Annotated in this window: 14 protein-coding genes; 5 read left to right on the top strand and 9 right to left on the bottom strand. The window is 56.8% G+C overall.

Annotated elements, in window-relative coordinates; genetic code table 11:
- Nucleotides 1–66: 66 nt before the first annotated feature.
- Nucleotides 67–2,460 carry a membrane-bound PQQ-dependent dehydrogenase, glucose/quinate/shikimate family gene (locus SANT_RS09855; RefSeq protein ID WP_025422128.1) on the bottom strand — a complete coding sequence of 798 codons (2,394 nt, stop codon included), beginning with the start codon at nt 2,458–2,460 and terminating at the stop codon, nt 67–69.
- A gap of 183 nt (nt 2,461–2,643) precedes the next feature.
- Nucleotides 2,644–3,549, bottom strand: coding sequence for a LysR family transcriptional regulator (locus SANT_RS09850; protein ID WP_025422127.1), 906 nt, complete (start codon nt 3,547–3,549; stop codon nt 2,644–2,646).
- A 98-nt stretch (nt 3,550–3,647) separates the two neighbouring features.
- Between SANT_RS09850 and SANT_RS09845 the strand changes: the two genes are divergently transcribed.
- Nucleotides 3,648–4,475, top strand: a complete 828-nt coding sequence (locus SANT_RS09845; protein WP_025422126.1) for an SDR family oxidoreductase — start codon at nt 3,648–3,650, stop codon at nt 4,473–4,475.
- A 159-nt stretch (nt 4,476–4,634) separates the two neighbouring features.
- Here the strand turns inward: SANT_RS09845 and SANT_RS09840 are convergent, their stop codons facing one another.
- From SANT_RS09840 to SANT_RS09825, 4 genes are all read right to left on the bottom strand, one after another.
- Nucleotides 4,635–5,429 (bottom strand): nitrilase-related carbon-nitrogen hydrolase, encoded by a 795-nt coding sequence (locus tag SANT_RS09840; RefSeq protein ID WP_335328941.1) that lies wholly within the window; start codon nt 5,427–5,429, stop codon nt 4,635–4,637.
- Nucleotides 5,430–5,448: 19 nt separating this feature from the next.
- Complete coding sequence (locus SANT_RS09835; RefSeq protein ID WP_237234669.1) at nt 5,449–6,738, bottom strand: purine-cytosine permease family protein; 1,290 nt, start codon at nt 6,736–6,738, stop codon at nt 5,449–5,451.
- 83 nt (nt 6,739–6,821) lie between these two features.
- Entirely contained in the window at nt 6,822–7,532 is a 711-nt protein-coding gene (locus SANT_RS09830) for a helix-turn-helix transcriptional regulator (protein ID WP_025422123.1), read from the bottom strand.
- Nucleotides 7,533–8,015: 483 nt separating this feature from the next.
- The gene (locus SANT_RS09825) at nt 8,016–8,615 is read right to left on the bottom strand and encodes an ATP-dependent Clp protease proteolytic subunit (protein ID WP_025422122.1); all 600 of its coding nucleotides are present in this window, start codon (nt 8,613–8,615) and stop codon (nt 8,016–8,018) included.
- A 519-nt stretch (nt 8,616–9,134) separates the two neighbouring features.
- On the opposite strand from SANT_RS09825, the gene SANT_RS09820 reads away from it, so the two are divergent.
- The 4 genes from SANT_RS09820 (at nt 9,135) to SANT_RS09805 (ending at nt 16,138) form a co-directional block, all read left to right on the top strand.
- Nucleotides 9,135–9,347 (top strand): hypothetical protein, encoded by a 213-nt coding sequence (locus tag SANT_RS09820; RefSeq protein WP_025422121.1) that lies wholly within the window; start codon nt 9,135–9,137, stop codon nt 9,345–9,347.
- Between the two features lie 163 nt (nt 9,348–9,510).
- A complete protein-coding gene (gene ssuE, locus SANT_RS09815) occupies nt 9,511–10,074 on the top strand; it encodes an NADPH-dependent FMN reductase (RefSeq protein WP_025422120.1) in 564 nt (187 codons plus the stop codon).
- 238 nt (nt 10,075–10,312) lie between these two features.
- Complete coding sequence (locus SANT_RS09810) at nt 10,313–11,884, top strand: ABC transporter substrate-binding protein (RefSeq protein ID WP_025422119.1); 1,572 nt, start codon at nt 10,313–10,315, stop codon at nt 11,882–11,884.
- Nucleotides 11,885–12,355: 471 nt separating this feature from the next.
- Complete coding sequence (locus tag SANT_RS09805; RefSeq protein ID WP_025422118.1) at nt 12,356–16,138, top strand: NAD(P)-binding protein; 3,783 nt, start codon at nt 12,356–12,358, stop codon at nt 16,136–16,138.
- Between the two features lie 210 nt (nt 16,139–16,348).
- Here SANT_RS09805 and SANT_RS09800 read toward each other — a convergent pair whose 3' ends face one another.
- The 3 genes from SANT_RS09800 to SANT_RS09790 form a co-directional block, all read right to left on the bottom strand.
- Nucleotides 16,349–17,083, bottom strand: coding sequence for an RES family NAD+ phosphorylase (locus SANT_RS09800; RefSeq protein ID WP_025422117.1), 735 nt, complete (start codon nt 17,081–17,083; stop codon nt 16,349–16,351).
- On the bottom strand, nt 17,080–17,484 hold the full coding sequence (locus tag SANT_RS09795) for an MbcA/ParS/Xre antitoxin family protein (protein WP_200867284.1): 405 nt from the start codon (nt 17,482–17,484) through the stop codon (nt 17,080–17,082). The genes SANT_RS09800 and SANT_RS09795 overlap by 4 nt, the downstream gene beginning before the upstream one ends.
- Before the next feature lie 87 nt (nt 17,485–17,571).
- Complete coding sequence (locus SANT_RS09790) at nt 17,572–18,588, bottom strand: isopenicillin N synthase family dioxygenase (RefSeq protein WP_038668452.1); 1,017 nt, start codon at nt 18,586–18,588, stop codon at nt 17,572–17,574.
- Nucleotides 18,589–18,619: the final 31 nt, after the last annotated feature.

The following is an 18,619-nucleotide window of genomic DNA, read 5'->3' as shown; positions in this document are numbered from 1 at the left end:
GCTGCCATGGGCAGCTCTTCAAGAACGTCTCAGGCCACGGCCTGCACCGCGCGCGGCCGGTTACGCCTACTGCAGGCGATACGCGATGACCGCATCACCGGGTTTGGTGGCCATCGAACCATGGCCGCCAGCGGCGATAATGACATACTGCTTGTTATCCTTGCCCATATAGGTGGATGGCGTCGCCTGCCCGCCGGCCGGCAGCTCGTTTTCCCACAACAGTTTGCCGGTATTGACATCATAGGCGCGGAAGAAGTTATCCGCCGTGGCGGCGTGGAATACCACATCGCCCGCGGTAATAAGCGGACCGCCATGGGCGACCATCCCCATCGGGAAACCAATGGGAAAGCGCCCGGGCAAAAAGGTGGTCGCCAGGTTTTTGGTGGTGCCGACCCGGCGCAGCCAAACGGTCTTACCGCTGGTTAAATCAACGCCAACCATTCTTCCCCACGGCGGCGCGATACAGGGGATACCGAGACTGGAGGCAAATTGCTGAATGTGTATCGCATAATTGCCCTCGAAATTTTCATTCCAGTACGGCTGCCCTTCTTGGGTAAACAGCCGTTTGTCTTCCGTATCCGCAGTGCGCTTAATCAGGTTGTACTTATAGGCTAACCGAACGGGCGAGGCGATAAGAATTTGCCGTTCGGGATCTATCGCGACCGATCCCCAGTTGAAGACGCCGATATTGCCGGGGAAAACCAGCGTGCCGGCTTCGGTTGAAGGCGTCCAGGGGTTACCGTCATAGCGCAACGAGGTAAATTCACGGCGGCAGGCCATTTGGTCAAACGGCGTCAGCCCCCACATCGCTTTTTCGTTCAGCGCTTCAGGAATAAAGTTCAATGCGGAGACGGGCTGCGTCGGCGCCAATTTCTCGCCCGGCACGCCGCCTTTTGTCGACACCTCAACCTGATTGACCGGGTAAACGGGTTGGCCCGTCAGACGGTTCAACACAAAAAGATTGCCGGTTTTGGTCGGCAGAACGACCACTGGCTGCTTATTGCCTTGATAATCGATATCCAGCAAGGAGGGCTGCGAGGGATTATCCCGATCCCAGAGATCGTTATTGGACGATCGAAAGCGCCATTTAAAGGTGCCGGTATGCAAATCCAACGCAACCAGCGTGTCGCGGAATTTTTCGGTATTGCTATTGGGGTCGCGGTTGATGCCCACTTCGTCCGGCGAGGCATTGCCGAACGGCACATACACCAGACCATTTTTCACGTCAGCGCTCAGGGTGCCCCAGGCGACCGGCGTATCCTGCGGGTAACTTTGCCCTTCGCCTATAGGTTGGGTATTCTCCGGCTGAGCGGGATCAAAGTTCCAAACCAATTTACCGCTTATGGCATCGTAAGCGCGAATGACCCCTGAGGGATTGCCGGCATGATAGCCGTTATCCATGACCGAGCCACCAACGATCACCAAATTTTCCGCCACTAGAGGGGCAGCGGTTTGCATCAGCGCGTGAGGACGAATCTGTCCCATCCCGGCATGCAAATCTACAACGCCGTTGGTACCGAAATCCGCACAGGGCTTACCGCTATCAGCATCCAGCGCAATCAGCCGGGCATCGGTGGTGGCGTTAAAAATGCGTTTACGACACAGCGCCGGCGCCGGCGTACTGCCGGCTGGCGTATCGGCGGCGATGGGCGCCGCGCCGGCGTCATAATAGCTTACGCCGCGGCAGGTCTGATGCTGCTGCAAATTCGAGGGATCCGGGGTACCCTGGTATTTCCACTTTACCGCGCCGGTTTCAGGGTTCAAGGCATGCACTTCATTGTGCGGGGTGCAGAAATACACCGTATCATTCACTTTCAGCGGCGTGGCCTCGAAGGTAAATTCCGAGGCGTCCTTGGCCGGATCGCGCAGGTCGCCGGTATGATACTCCCAGGCAATCGTCAGACGGTTAACGTTGGTTTTGTCAATCTGCTTCAGACCGGAGAAACGCAGGCCGCTGGCGCTCCCGCCATAGGCAGACCAGTCGTTTTGCGCCGCGCCGGCGTCGACCGGCGTGCGTTCGGTCGTGATATTGCCGGCCTGCGGGTAGGGATCATAGAACATGAGGCCAATGACGATGGCTATCATGATAAGGACGGTCGTGCCCAGAAAGGGGTGAAAACCACGGGCGTTATCGGGCTGCGATGGACGATATAGCGGACGGACTATCCAGGGCAACGCCAGCCAGACGCCGATAATGCCTATCAGATCGCCGCGGGGGATCCACTGCCATTTGTCGAAGCCCACTTCGTAAATAATCCAAATGAGCGTTAACCACATCAACACCGCGTAGATAGACAGCGCGACTTTGTTGTTTTTGAACAGCGCTACGGCCGTGGCCAGCAGACCCAGCGCCATGATGACATAAAAAAACGAGCCGCCGGCCAGCAACAGCTCCCCTCCCATCCAAAGCATGGCCAGGCCAATAAGGGCGATGACTATGCTGGTTATTTTGTTAATCATTTGCCATTTCCAACTTTAGAAATTAATAAACATCATTTGTACAAGAATTAACATTCTGACAACGTTATCTTAGCGATAAATGGCCCGCATTACACCGACTCATTTATGTCGCCCGCGTTATTATTACTTTACGGAAACACTTGCCCGTCGGCCACGGCGGCCGGCGGAATGTACCGCGGCCCCTTAGCGCCTATCTGCCGATCTCGATGCTTTGATGGTGTCAATAAATGCCTGTAACGGAAATGACAGATGGCGGCTAGGCGGAAAATATAAAAATAATCCCGGCGACGCCGTGCTCCACGCGGTTAATAACGCGACCAGAGCGCCGGAGGCAAAATAGGGCCGCGCATAATATTCCGGCACAAAGCAGATACCTAATCCGTTGATCGCCGCTTCGACCATCAATGGGCTGCTATTCAGCGTCAGCGTACCGGGAACATCCAATGAAAAGACGTCGCCCTTCTGCATAAACTCCCAGGCGTAGCGCTTACCGCTCGGTAAGCGCTGACGGATGCAGCGCTGCTGCAATAAATCTCGCGGCGTTAACACCGGCGGATGCGATGCCAAATAGGCTGGAGACGCCACCGCCAAAAATCGCACCTCCTGACTTATCCGCACCGCCACCCTATCCTGCGGAATATCCTCGCGCAAACGGATACCGGCATCAAAGCCATGCTGAATTACGTCGCTTAAAGTGCCATCGGCCACCAAATCCAGTTCGATACCCGGGAAGTTCTGGTTAAAACGCGGTATCACCTCCGCAAGCAAAATGCTGATGGCCGCCTCGCTACCGTTAATGCGTAAAGTTCCCGCCGGGCGCTTTCCCAACGCGGTGACGCTATTCATGGTGTCGTCCAATTCCCGCATTAGCGGGCGCAGGCGGCGATAAAAGTGTTGGCCCGCCTCGGTTAGCGCCACGCTGCGTGTGGTGCGATGAAATAAGCGGACCTGTAGCCGCTCCTCCAACCCTTTGATCGCGTGGCTCAGCGTCGAGGGCTTCATACCGAGAAAATCCGCCGCTTCGCGAAAATGACGGCGTTCGGCCACCGCGATAAAGATGCGTAGTTCAGTGTGGGAAGGGGCGCTCATTGCTGTATTTTTACCATCAATCTATGTTTATTATTGGGTATTATCATAGCAAACGCGCGCCATTATGCTGTTCTTATTCTTTCCGAAGGGAGACAGCAATGAATAAGACATGGTTAATTACCGGCACTTCCGCCGGACTGGGACGGGTCATGACCGAGAAGCTGTTGCAGCGCAATGACCGGGTCATCGCAACGGTACGGCAAGGCGGCGCGCTGGATGCGTTAAAGCTTCACTACGGCGACGCGTTGCAAATCATTACCCTGGACCTCACCCGTAGCGACACTATTCGCGCGGGGGTGGCGCAGGCCTTTGCCCTGGCCGAGAAAATTGATGTGGTCGTAAGCAATGCGGGCTATGGGTTGTTTGGCGCGGCGGAAGAAGTCGCCGACGATCAAATCGCGCAGCAAATCGCCACCAATCTGACCGGTTCGATCCAGCTGATTCGCGCCGTTTTACCCTGGTTGCGTAAACAGGGCGGCGGCCGTATTGTGCAGGTTTCATCGGAGGGCGGGCGCATCGCCTACCCCTGTTTTAGCCTGTATCATGCCACGAAATGGGGTATAGAAGGCTTTGTCACCGCCGTTGCACAAGAGGTGGCGGATCTCGGCATCGATTTTATTCTGGCGGAGCCCGGCCCCACCGGGACCCGCTTTGCGCAATCGCTGGTCATGGCGCCTGCGTTGGCGGCCTATGAAAACACGGCGGCCGGTAGGTTGCGCGCGGCGCTCAGCTCGGGGGAATTCGCCATCAAAGGCGATGCGGGCAAAACGGTCGACGCCATCATTGCCGCCACCGATATGCCGCAGCCGCCGTTCCGTTTAGCGTTGGGCAGCACCGCGTTCAACAACATCCGCCAATCACTACAGCATCAGTTGGCCGAGTTGGAAACGCAGGAAGCCATCGCCGCCGGCGCCGATGCAGGATGAAGTATGGCGGTGACAGGATCCCGAACGGATCTGCCCCACCCTAGGCAGGGCATGCACCGAGCGCGTTGGCGGGAGTACTTGAGCGCCACCTTGACGGGACAGACGCCCTAACGGCTATTTCCAGGGCGCCTGCCCGCTAACGCGGCGGAAAAAAATGCTTTAGCGATAGCGATCGGGCTGCCGGTCGTCCAGATAAGGCAAGGCTTTGCGTATTGCCGACTGACGCTGGCGGTCAAGGGTATTGTAGATAATTTGCTCTCCCTGCTCCGTCGCCCTTGCCATGACCTCACCGCGCGGACTGAGTATTTGACTCCCGCCGAACAGCTGGCTGTCGCCTTCTTTACCCCAACGGTTGACGGCGGCCAAATATACGGTATTTTCCAACGCGCGGCAGGGGCCATTAATATACCAGATGTCTTTGTCTTTTTCCGGCCAGGCCGATAACAGCACCAGAATATCTGCCTGTTTGAGCGTCAGACAGCGTGCGACTTCCGGAAACCCCGCATCGTAACAAATCATGCCGCCGATGCGCCCAACGGGCGTATCGAATACCTGAAGCGCCTGGCCAGGCGTAAACCAGCGCTTTTCGTCCTGGATAAGGTGCATTTTTCTAAATACCCCAAGCCAGCTGGCCTTCCCTGGCAGCCAGACGCCCGCGGCATTATATACGGCACCGGTTTGCGCATCCCGTTCGATAAAACCGCAAATGATAATCACCTCCAGCGTGGTTGCCAGCAGGCTGAACATGCGATCCGTTTCCTCATGCCGCGTTTCGCTCAAGGCACGATACTCATGGCCCAATAGCGCGGGGGCATAGCCGGTGGTCGCCAGTTCCGGAAAGCAAATGACCTGGGCGCCCTCCTTTTTGGCGGTTTGGCAAAATTGCCGCAGACGTTTCAGATTTCTTCGTTTCTCACCTAAGTAGGCATCGGTTTGCACTAAAGCTATTTTCAACAAAGGTTACCTCACACCGTTAAGACACGCGTTTTACGCATATTTGCTTGAAATACGACAACACCCAATACAGAACGCCGGCGATGGCTATCGCATTTAGCGCGGGGATCCCCTCGGTAATCACAAAGCCGGAGACGGCGCCAATCCCCCAGGAAAATAACGCAACGAGATTGATAAAAGGGGTGGAGGCGTTATCGGGAAGCGTCCCCTCATGACGTGATGCGTCCAGTACGGCGCGATGGGTTTTTAGTAGGTAATAATCGACCAACATAATGCCCGCGATGGGAGGAAAAACCACGCCGACCATCATCAGAAAATCGATAAATCGATGCAAAATGCCCGTTACGGTGAAAAAGGTTCCCAGCGAACCGGCTACCAGCGTGATAATGCTATATTTGATGCGCAGACCGGACCAAACATGTATGAAATTACTGACCCCGAGCGAGACGCTGTAAAGATTGATATCGTTTACCTTGACCACCGCCAGCATCACCGAGGCGGCCCCCAGCCAGCCGGCGCTTTGCGTCATGATGCTCACCACATCCTCAGTATCGAGCACATGGGCAATTAAAATCGACAAGGCATTAACGATGAACTCGCCAACAATAATGGAAATCGTCATCATCCAGAAAACGCTTTTGCCGTCTTTGCAATAGCGGCTTATATCCGGCGTAATCAGCGCCGCGACAATGTACCCCCCCGCCACCATCGTTGCCCCGGCGCTGAGCGAAATCGCCGCCGCGCTATCGCGGGAATAACCGAATAATTCGGCGGGACTGAGGCCGGGTAACACCTGATAGGCTCCCCACATTACCATGAGGATAAAAAGCGGAACCGCAATCCTCGCCGTCCAACCTAATGCGCGATAGCCGAAAGCCACAAGTAGCGTCGTGGCCAACCCCGCGATGACGGCGCACCAGGCGAAAGACAGCTTGCCGTCAAAAGCATAGGCCAGACTTTTGGCAAACACGCCGTTTTGCACGCCAAACCAGCCCAGCGAACTGATGCCGATAGCCAGGCCAATGAGGGCGGAGCCGAAACGGCCAAAGCCGCACCAGCGCGAGAGTAAAGAGGTGGGCAGCCCTTCGCGCACGCCGGCGAGGCCCAATCCCAGACCAACGAATTCCAGTATCAGACTTCCTAATAGCGTAGCAAGCATCGCCTGCCAGAATGACATGGCGTGCCCAAGCGTCGCGCCAAGCATAAACTGCGATAGCGCGGTGATGGAGCCTATTCTAATTAAGGTTACGGTAAACAGACTGGAGCGTTGCGCACAGGGAACCCTGCCATAAACAAAATCATCATTCATAGAAATATCCATGTTGAACTAAGTGAGTCCATATAAAAAATCAACTGGCTCCCGACGGGCGCCCGTGCCGTTATGGTTAATGTTTATTGTAAATGGAGATAGCTTCCCATTTTAAGCAGGCCGGGAGGAATATTACAGTGCAGCTTCGTTTGCCGGCAAAATTCGGCGAGTTGTGAAGAGGAATTGATACCTACTTTTTGGTAAATAATCCGCAGTCGATTTTCAACCGTCCGATGGGATATATTCAGGACCCGCGCGGCTTCTTTCGCGCTTAAAGCATGAATGGTGAGGAAGATAATTTCCATTTCTCTTTCCGTAAAGATATCTTCCGGGTTGCAACCCCCGTCGTTTAACCAGGCTTGACAGGTGTAACTGCAGGAAACGTCAAGATTAAGGATATTTCTCAGACTATAGGGCTCAAATTTTCTGGCGTGATAGACCACTCCGATACAGCATTTGCTGCTATCGTAAAGCGGGAATTTTTCGCAGGCATAGGGCTGTAGAGTGGCCTCCTTACCGTAAGGATAGATATCAATGGAAGTGATATTGATCTGCCGCTTTAATATCTCAAAATCATGATTCTGAAAATGGTAGGCAAATTCTGATGTCGGATGGGGTATCTCGATATCTGTTTTCCCTTCAATATCGAAGGTAATGGGCAAATTCAACATATCAAGATTAGATTGATTACTGTAGTAGTGGAATGATTTATCATGGTAAAATAGCTTTACCCCCCACGGATCTTTGCTATTTTCAAACAGAGATATCAATTGAGGGGAGATGTCAACATCCATTGTATCGCCTCCTTTTTCATTCCTCGAAGCAGCTTGATAGGGTATTAGCAAGAAAGACGTCGTCCGTTGCCATACTCTACTCAGGTCAATACCTACCGTCAATAAGCACTGACCGACTTATTTCCCTAATCCGTTTCGGAAACGATTCACTCATGATATTACAGTAATACTTTCTCGTCATGAGGGCATTAATTGGGCAAAATGGTTTAACACATTACCTGGGATAGGCATAAACCGGATCTGTTTTAAATAACGGCCGTCATTAACCCCACAATGCAGATATTGGCCGGAGAAAATAGCGGCTCATAGTCATATCTTTGCCGCCGATTGCACGCCATATCATCAGTATCTGCAAACCGCTTGCTTTGTGCCAGAGTGAGTCGAACGTTCATCGCGATCAAAAGCAGTGCCTGATAGGCAACCGAGGGCCGGGATCCCTCCCGGCAAGGGTTTAAACGGACGTCCGGCCGCTATGAGCCGGGTTCAATCCAGATTCAGTTCGTTAAAGGAGGTCAAAATCTGGCCCACAATGCCATAATCCATCGCCTGCTGCGGCGTCATCCAATAATTTCTGTCGGTGTCCTTCTTCACCTTTTCCAGCGGCTGGCCGGTGGCATCGCTAATCAGGCGGTTTACGCGTTCCAACATCAGGATAATTTCGCGGGCTTCAATCTCAATATCGCTCGCCTGCCCCCGCACGCCGCCTAATGGCTGATGGATCATAAAGCGCGTGTTGGGTAACGCATAACGATGCGCTTTTTCTGCCGCCAGAAATATGGTAATCCCGGCGCTGGCCACCCAGCCGGTGCCGATGATATGCACGGTCGGTTTGATGAACTTGATAATATCGTGGATGGTGTCTGCGGCTTCGACATGTCCCCCCTGGCTATTGATATAAAGCTTGATGGGCCGGTCATCGATTTCCTGCAGCAGCAACAGCTGCGACACCACTTTCTCCGTAAGCGCCTGGTTAATCTCACCGGAAATGATAATGGACCGCGAGTCGAGCATCTTTTTCTGAATCAGGTGCGAGGTCTCGCTTTTGTCCTGTTCTTTTTCTTCGTCTTTGGCCTGGGACCACATATGCCGTTACTCCTCGTAAATGATGTGCCGTTACAGTCTAGCATCCTACCCTGCCATTGGGCGCAAGAACAGAGCAAGACCAGGCCGCTTGCATGACGCGGCCCCTGCGCCAGTTGTGCCCATGTGACCGCGCCGTGCGCCCATCGCGTCTGGCGCGAAACGGCCCGTCGGCAGACCGCCGCGACGCGAGAAACAATGTTACCGGCGTCATGAGAGAAACGGAGGCCGTCGGCAGCAGGCACACATCCGTACGAAGGAGACAAGGACCGTCGGCAGCAGGCACACATCCGTACGAAGGAGACAAGGACCGTCGGCGGCAGGCGCACATCGGTACGAAGGAGACAAGGACCGTCGGCGGCAGGCGCACATCGGTACGAAGAAGACAAGGACCGTCGGCGGCAGGTTTATCGCGTTTGCCAGAAAACGGATAAATTTAGCAAAAATGATTGCTTGGCTCACCGGCGGCGGACGGGTAATTTCCTTTTTAACATTCACATCACTTTTGTTAGTGAGGTCAACATGAAACTTGCCTGGCCCGCGCTGGCGCTGCCCACACGATGGGAACGACTACTGGACAGATTGTTTCCCGCCGCAACCGAGGCGTCTTTGCTCGATAGCTGCCGCATTATGGAAGCCATGTTGCCCACCGCCTGTTTATACGGTATCGACACGGGGCCAATGTCTTTATGGCTGGACACTCGAGTGTCCGCCACGCCGCGACGTGGCGAATAATCGCCGCCATTGACAGGCCGGGGCCAGGCCGAACGGTTTTCTCTGCGCCCTGGCGCCCTATCGTCCTGCGGTTGGCGTAGGTGGCATTTTGACCGTAGCACGGTGATACGTTTCCCCTCCGGGCGGCAGCCAGCGGAAATGGGGTTTACCTTAAGGAGTTTTTATGCGCGTTATTACCCTGGCGGGCAGTCCCCGTATTCCGTCCCGTTCCGCGGCGTTGCTTGACCTGGCCCGGCATTGGCTTGAAGCGCGCGATATTGTCGTTTCGCCGTGGAATCTGCACAACTTTGCCGCGGAAGATCTGCTGTATGCTCGCTTTGACAGCCCGGCCATTATACGCTTTGGCGAACAGCTGGCGGCGGCCGACGGGTTAATTGTCGCCACCCCGGTCTACAAAGCTTCGTTTTCCGGCGCGCTAAAAACTTTGCTCGACCTGCTGCCTGAACGGGCGCTAGAAAATAAAGTCGTGCTGCCCTTGGCGACCGGCGGAACGCAGGCGCACATGCTGGCGGTGGATTATGCCCTGAAACCCGTATTAAGCGCGCTTAAAGCGCAAGAGATCCTGCACGGGGTTTTCGCCGATGACAGCCAGATCATCCTCAATGACCAACAGGCCACGCTGGCTCCGCCGGTGGAAGCGCGATTTGCCGAGTCTTTACAATCGTTTATGCGCGCGCTCGGGCGGAATATTCACCCTGGCGTTCGCCATCACAGCGTGGTGACCTGACACCGTCCCTGGCGTATCACCGACCACATCTGACGCCCGGCGCCGGCGTCAGACAAGACCTACCGCAGGCGTACCCCTTCCCCGCGCTGCCGCTGACATTAGACCTAATCCATCTAATCTAGAACTTTTGGCAATTTGCCAAATTCTCCGGCGCACATTAGGGTAGCGTCATATAACAACTTCCTTATTTTCAATCTGTTGCCTGGCGGAATTGCCGGGTATCAAGGACCTTTGCGCTATGAAGAAAAATGTACTGCCGCTGCTTATTTGCGCGGCGCTGTTCGCCGGCGCCGCTATGGCCGCCACCCCACCCTCAACCCTTATCGTGGCGCAATCCTTAGACGATATCGTGAGTCTCGATCCGGCGGAAAGCAATGAGTTGTCCAGCATTCAAACGCTTCCCAGTCTCTATCAGCGGTTGGTTCAGGCCGATCGCAACGATCCCGCGCGGACGCAGCCCATGCTGGCCGCCAGCTGGCAAGAAAATGCCGCCGACAAATCGTTGCGGATCGCGCTGCGGCCAGATGCAGTTTTTGCCTCCGGTAACAAGGTCACCAGCGATGATGTGATTTTCTCCTTGAGCCGTGCGGTCAAGTTGAACAAATCACCGGCGTTTATCCTCAACATTTTGGGCTGGCAGTCCGATAACATCGACGGTTTACTCGCGCGCGTGGACGATCACACCCTGCAATTGCGCTGGACCAGTGATATCAGCCCGGCGGTGGCGCTAAATCTGCTCTCCACGCCCATTGCCTCGATCGTAGATAGCCGCACGGTGTTAGCGCATGTCAGCGATAAAGATTACGGCAACGGCTGGCTACGCACGCACGCCGCGGGCAGCGGCCCCTTCTCGCTGCGGGTCTATCAACCCCATGAAGCGATTGTGCTGGACGCCAATGACCACGCCGGCGCTAACCGGCCGCGGTTAAAAAATGTCATTATCAAAAACGTGCCGGACGCCGCCTCACGCCGTCTGCTGGTGCAGCAAGGGGATGCGGATATTGCCCGCGATCTTGGCCCTGATCAAACAGCCAGTTTGGAAAACGACAGCGCGTTAAAGGTGCTGTCGATTCCCTCCGCCGAGCAAAATTATCTGGTCTTTAATACCCAAAACCCGGCCAATCCGCTGCTCAAGAATCCGGCTTTCTGGCAAGCGGCGCGTTATCTGGTGGATTACCAGGGCATTACCCGAGATTTATTGAAAGGGCAATATTTTGTCCACCAAAGTTTTCTGCCGCTGGGGTTGCCCGGGGCGCTAACGGATAATCCTTTTACCTTTGATCCGGCAAAAGCTAAATCAATTTTGCAGCAGGCCGGCATACGCGATGCGCATTTTACCTTGGACGTGGAAAACAAGCCGCCCTATATCACTTTGGCTCAGTCGTTGCAGGCAAGCTTCGCTCAGGGGGGCGTTAAACTTGAACTGTTGCCGGCGGCGGGCTCTCAGGTCTATGCGCGGGTGCGCGCGCGCCAGCATCAGGCCGCCATACGGCTTTGGATCCCGGATTATTTCGATGCCCATTCCAACGCAAGCGCCTTCGCCTATAACGATGGCAAAGGGGGAACCGTCGCGGGGCTGAACGGCTGGCAAATTCCGGCGCTTAACAAGCAAACGCTAGCGGCGGTCGCACAAACGGACCCCGTCAAACGCCGCGCCATGTATGCCGATTTGCAGCGAGAACTGCAACGCAGCTCCCCCTATGTCTTTATCGATCAGGGCAAAGCGGTATTGGTGCTGCGTGCCAACGTCAAGGGTTACCAGCAAGGCTTGAACGCTGATATGGTGTATTACGATAAAGTGAGTAAATAGCTGCGGCGCCGGCATAGCCGGCGTTTCTCTCACCGTCCCGCGGCGCTGGGATGCCAAGGTCAAGTCGCCGTCAAACCCCGGCGCGTTGATTAAAACATTCATTATCTTTAACCTGACTTAAACGGCACTGACCGTGTAAAAGGCGATTACAAGCGGTTCAGCGCACAATTTACCCATTTTCTTCTCCGCATTCATTAACGTTAGCTATGATTTAGACGTTACCCCATCGCTTAAGCCTGACGATAACGCCCCTGCCGCCCCGGCGCCAACGGCAGCATGATTGACACGTAAAAAAGCATGACCTCTGGCCGGCCGTCGCCCGTGCGTGTCGGTGTGTCTCTTTCTTATTAGGTTCAGGAGTTATTGCGCTAAATAAGGTTTGTCGCCGCCGGTTGCCTGTCCAGTAATGCTTATTATTACTTTTTAATTCGGCGCATTCCGCGCCTCGCCGAAAACATCGGAGGCGTCGCTATGCAGGTATTTGATTCTCCCTGGCAGGCAGGGTTTGAGGGTGCCGACCATATTAATCGCCAAGGCTTTGCCCTATCGCTGAATCATCAGACCGGCCATCTGACGCGTGCGTTTGGTGACTATGCCCGATTGAAGGCGCTGCATATTACCACGGTGCGAGAAAGCGTGGGCTGGCGGTTGGTGGAGCGGCAGGGACGCTTTGATTTTTCCTCCCTGCTGGGCAGGCTGGAAGCCGCTGAGCGACTGGGCATACAGATAAGCTGGACCTTTTGCCATTACGGCTGGCCGGAGGATATCGATATTTTTTCTGATCGGTTCGTGCCGCGTTTTGCACAATTTTGCGGTGCGCTGGCCGCCTGGCTGGCGCCCTATTATCACAAAGCGCCGGTCTATTCACCCATCAATGAAATCTCGTTTACCAGTTGGGGATTAGCGGTAGCGCTCTTTCACTGCCGCAAAGACGCAACTGCCGATGTGGGGCGGGAGGGAAAACGCCAACTGGTACGCGCGGCGCTGGCGGGCTGTGATGCGATTTGGGCGGCCGATCCGCGCGCGCGCATCTTACACTGCGATCCGCTTATTCACCTGATCGCCACGCCGGACGGTGACGATGATCCGCAGGCGGTAGCCGCACAGAATGCGGCGCAGTTTGAAGCCTGGGACATGCTGTGCGGGCGGTTGGCGCCAGAGCTGGGTGGCGCGCCGCGTTACCTGGATATTATTGGTGCTAATTATTATCACAGTAATCAATGGGAATACGGCAGTCATCGCCGATTGCACTGGCATCTGGGCGATCCGCGGCGCAAGCCTCTTTATTGCCTGTTAGGCGAGCTCCACCGGCGCTATCAACGCCCCTTGCTGCTGGCGGAAACGGGGCATGTCGGCAGCGGCCGGGGTGCCTGGATAGAGGATATCGCCGGTCAGGTCGCGCAGGCGCGCCTTCAGGGTACCGATATTACGGGCATCTGCCTGTATCCGGCCGTTGACCGGCCGGACTGGGAAGATCCCCAGCGCTGGCACCACAGCGGGCTCTGGGATGTGACGCCGGCCGCGGCCGATCCCCTGGCGCGCACGCTCTGCCGGCCCTATGCCGCGGCCTTACTGCGGGCGCAGCGAAAGCTCGACCGTTTTCAGACGCTGTTTTCCACTCATCGCCCCTCGGGCCAGGATAAGACTATGCAGACGATCATCGTATTTAGCCATCTTCGCTGGGACTTTGTCTGGCAGCGGCCGCAGCAGCTACTTAGCCGTCTGGCGCAACATTTCGCCGTCGTCTTTGTGGAGGAGCCAGTCTATGAACCGGGCGCGGCGCGGTTGGAGATAACGACCCCGGTGGCTAACGTGCGCGTCTGCCGACCGCACACGCCAGTTAAAGCGGCCGGCTTCCACGACGACCAGCTGCCTTGGTTGCAGCCGTTGATTAACGATCTGATGGCCGATACCCCCTCGCCCATTGCCTGGCTCTATACGCCGATGGCGCTACCGCTATTGACGCCGCTGGATCCGGCCTTGGTAATTTATGACTGCATGGATGAGCTGGCGGCGTTTAATCAGGCTCCCCGCCAGTTGTTGCAGCGCGAATCGGCGCTGTTGGCCCGAGCCGAGGTGCTTTTCACCGGCGGACCGAGCCTGCACCGTGCCAAACAGACGCGGCACGATAACGCTTATTGCTTTCCCAGCAGCGTCGATGCGGTGCATTTCGAGCAGGCGCTGGACAGAAGCAACGATCACCCGCTGCAACGCGACCTGCCGCATCCGCGCCTCGGATTCTATGGCGTGATTGATGAACGCCTGGACTTGCCGCTTTTGGCCGCGCTGGCCGACCACCATCCCGACTGGCAATGCGTCATCGTCGGTCCGGTGGTGAAAATCTCCCCCGATAGCTTGCCGCGACGGCCCAATATTCACTATTACGGTCAGCAACCTTATCAGGCGCTACCGCAGTTTCTGGCCGGCTGGGATGTCTGCCTGCTGCCCTTTGCCCGCAACGACGCCACCCGTTTTATCAGTCCTACCAAGGTGCTGGAGTATATGGCCGCCCGCCTGCCGATTGTCAGCACCGCTATCACCGACGTGGTGGAGCCCTACTCTCAGGTGGTGGCGATTGGTCATGATACCGCCGGCTTCATCGCCGCCTGTGCGGATCGGCTGGCGCTATCTTCCGAGCGGCGCGACGCGCACGCGGCGCGGATGCAGGCGATTGTCGCCGCCACGTCCTGGGACAACAGCGCGGACCAAATGGCCGCCATTATTCAGCAGGCGTTACGCGATGCCCGCCCCCCTGCGCGCCAGTCGCCGCAGGCTGTGCCGTCCGATGCCACCGCGGTGCCGACCCGCACAGCGGAGCCTCCCCCGGCGGTTACGCTGGTGCCCCACGCGCGTCAGGCGCATCTCACTACGGTCCCTTGCGTGATCCTCGGCGCAGGTCCCACCGGTCTGAGCGCCGCCTATCATTATGGCGCGGGCTCCCTGCTGTTGGAGCGTAACCGCGACGTTGGCGGCTGGTGCCGCTCCATTGAAGATAACGGTTTCACCTTTGATTATGCCGGGCATATCATGTTCTCGCAGGATCCTTATGTCTTGGCGCTGTACGAGAAACTACTGGGCGACAATATGCATTGGCAAGATCGCGAAGCCTGGATTTACAGCCAGGGCGTATACTCCCGCTACCCTTTCCAGGGCGCGCTGTATGGTTTGCCACCGACGGTCATCAAAGAGTGTCTATTAGGCGCGATCGCCGCTCGCTTTCCCAATGCCGGCGCGGCGCCCGCCGTCAGCGCCGAGCGCGCGCAGCCCGACGGGCTCAGCACGCAGGCGTTGGCGAGTCCGCCCCCCGGTAATTTCGAGCAATTTATCCGCCAGGTTTGGGGCGAGGGCATCGGTAAACATTTCGCGCTGCCCTATAACCAAAAACTGTGGACCGTGCCGTTAACGGAAATGGAAACTTCCTGGCTCGGCGGCAGAGTGCCGCTACCGGATCTGGAGCAAATCATCTCCGGCGCGCTGGAGCCGGTAGGGCCGCCTCAGGGGCCCAATGCCCGTTTTGGCTATCCGCTTAAGGGCGGTTTTCAGGCGCTGATGACGGGCTTTGTGCCGCATTTGCAGGGTGAACTTGAAACCGGCGCCGAGGTGGTGTCGCTCCAACCCGACGCGCATCTTCTGACGCTGGCCGACGGACGCCGTTACCGCTACGAGCATCTTATCAGCACCATGCCGTTGCCGGCGCTTATCGCCATGATGGACGACGCCGCCCCAGACGCGGTAAGAGCGGCCGCGCGGGGTCTGCGGCATATTTCCGTGCGTTGCGTCAATCTGGGTATTGGCCGCCCGGCGCTGACCGACAAACACTGGATCTACTACCCGGGGGATACACTGTTTCATCGTATTTTCGTTCAGGGCAACGCCAGCCCGCACAGTAATGCGCCGGGCGGTTTCGCCCTTACCTGCGAGCTGACCTACTCCAGTTACAAACCGCTGCCGCTGGAGGGACAGGCGCTGATCGACCGCTGTATTAGCGACTGCATTCGCGTCGGGCTGTTCCGCGCAGACGATGAGATCCTCACCGTTAACATGGTGGATATGCCCTATGCCTATGTGTTGTACGATCATGCCCGTGCCGGCCATGTCGCCACCGTCAGGCAATGGCTGGCCCGCTATGACATCCTGCTGGCGGGCCGTTACAGCGAATGGGAATACTACAATTCGGATCATGCCTTTATCGCCGGCAAAAAGGCCGCCGAGGCGGTCAAAGCGCTTGCGCCAAAAATCGGCCTGGTTCGCTGACTCGCCATACAAGGCGCGCAACGGGTCGCGACGGACGATAAATCAGCCTATGCGCGCCGATAGGATAAAACAGCAGGTTGCGGCGGACGAAAAGCAAGCCCGACCCCGGGGCGAAGCATAAAGAGGCGGGCCGCGGCGTGGGGTAAAGCCGCTGTCCTTCGGGCGCAAACGCTGTCTAAACATGGCACGCCGAGTCAGCATGGCGGGTCTTCAGCCGAGGCGGCCGTTTCGTGGCCGGGGCGCCGGTTTGGTGAGGGTAATTTTGCCGATGCTGGTGATAGCCTGCCCGTCCCACATCATTTCATAGTGCGCGCACTGGCGCACGCCGGTGACGCCGGCGGGGGTAAATAACCCCCAGCACACCGCGCCGCGCCGGCGCACCGAATGATAACGCAGCGCGGCACATTCGGCGTTTTTCAGCGCCGCGCCGAGGGCTTGGGAGACGTGGTAATGGCAGGGATCGTAAACGGCATGATCGACAGGCAACACGGTAGCGTCTCGGGCGTAATCTGTGGAAAAATTCACCTGCAGACCGCGCAGTACCAGCCGTTCAAACTTTAGCCCCGGTACGCGCCGCCAATAATGCTCCTGGTGATAGGCCACTTCGGCGAGGGCGGTTTCTACCGTATCCGCCACATACAGCACGCCGAAAGAGCCGTCGCTGAACCGGCTGCCGTCGGGGTTAACGTGAGTAAACGGCGCCACCGCATAGGAGCAGCCGGCAATGCCGAAAGGAATCTCCCCTTTTTTTAGGCCGTTAAGGATGGCGTCTTGATCTAAAAGGCGGGGATTGGTCAACGCTTGCAGGGCATGCAGCGCATTAAATTCGTGCTCATCAGCCACATCGTCGAACAACGACACCGGCGGGTATTTGGAATTGATAAGACGATAACCGGTTTGATCGCGCAGGGTGATCCTGGGGAGAGAGGGAAGCGTTTCCGTCACCACTGCCCTCCGCGTAACGCATCGATGCGTTTATGAACCTCATAGAGCGCGCCGAAGCTACCTGTGCCGATAATGCGCAGCGGCGACCGACCGCTGAAAAAGGGGTTATGATTGTCCATCGACATGAAACCATAAACGTTTTCAGGATTGTCAAAAATCGTGCGCAGCGCGGCATGAATATTCAACAAATAGCTTATTCGTTCAAACTGATCGTGGTTGAGGGCGACCGCCGCGGGATCTTTGCGCAGCTTATACCAGCTCGCGCGCGACAGTTGCAATATACCCTGGCTTTGCTCCGGTGACGCGCCCCACTTATCCAAAATCGCTAACGCGGTCTTAACGCCTACCGCCGCCGCCTGATGTTTATCTACTTTATTGTCTAACGCCGCCGACATTTGCATACGTCACCCTCCTCAATCACAATCTCATTCTAGACGAAAAAATGAAAACCGTCCACTGGGAGATTGAGATGGCGCAGCCGCTTAGGGTCAGAGGAGATCCGAATAATAGCGCTCGGCGACATCGGGATGCGATCGCAAACGGCCTTTCAAATAGTTCCAACCAACGTCGCGCAGCAGCGGATTGTCCGGATCGCTGGCGGCGCCAGGGGCTTCAATGGACAGCGCGGGCGGCAGCGGGTAAATCGGTACGACCGCATCCAGTTGCGCCCCCAGAAAGAAAGCGATCGACAGCCGCTCACGTTCTGCCGGCGGCGAAACCACGCGATGCACGGTCGCGCGCAGATAGCCATTGGTCGCCAGTTCGAGCAGTTCACCAATATTGACCACCAACGTGCCCGTTTTCGGCTCGACGTCTATCCATTTACCGGGCGCGATTTCCACCTGCAATCCTTTATTTTCATCCTGCAACAGGAAGCTGAGAAAACCGGAGTCTTTATGGGGGCCAACGCCTTGCCGGCTTTCCCCTTCTTTTCTGCCGGGATAGCGAATCAATTTGACATGCTCATTGGGCTTTTCGCCATAAAGCGGGTCAAACGCGCCGCCCGGCAGCGATAACGACTCGGCAAACGCCCGCAACAGCCGCAGCGCCATCCGCGTCATCTCCTGCTGCCAACGGGTCAACAGCGGCTGCATCTCCGGCAGCGCCGCCGGCCAAAGATTAGGGCCCTGCAAGCGTGTCCAGGCAGGCAGGGTCGCGTCTCGGGGCAGCGCCGCACGCTCCGCGCCAAGATCAAACTGTTCACGCCAGTCCGGCTGGCCGCGGGTACGCTCCGAGGCGGCGCGGTTGTAGCCGCGAAAATGGGGGGAATGGATCATCGCCACCGCCTGTTTATCCGCAGCCGGCAGCGCGAAGAAGCGCAGCGCCACCGCTTGTACCTGACGCAGCAGGTCGGGGTCGATGCCGTGGCCCGTCAGATAGAAGAAACCGATATCGTGTGCCGCCAGCCGTAGCCGGGCGAGAAAAGCGTCACGCTCTTGGCCCGCGGCGTCAAACAGGGCGAGATCCAACATGGGCAGGGTATCGGGCAAAGCTGAAGATCGCATGGGCACTCCTGTATCGTTGGAATCACTCGTC

This window comes from Sodalis praecaptivus, assembly GCF_000517425.1.
GTDB lineage: Bacteria > Pseudomonadota > Gammaproteobacteria > Enterobacterales > Enterobacteriaceae > Sodalis_A > Sodalis_A praecaptivus.
The sequence above is the reverse complement of the archived record's forward strand: the minus strand, read 5'-3'. Positions and strand labels throughout refer to the sequence as shown.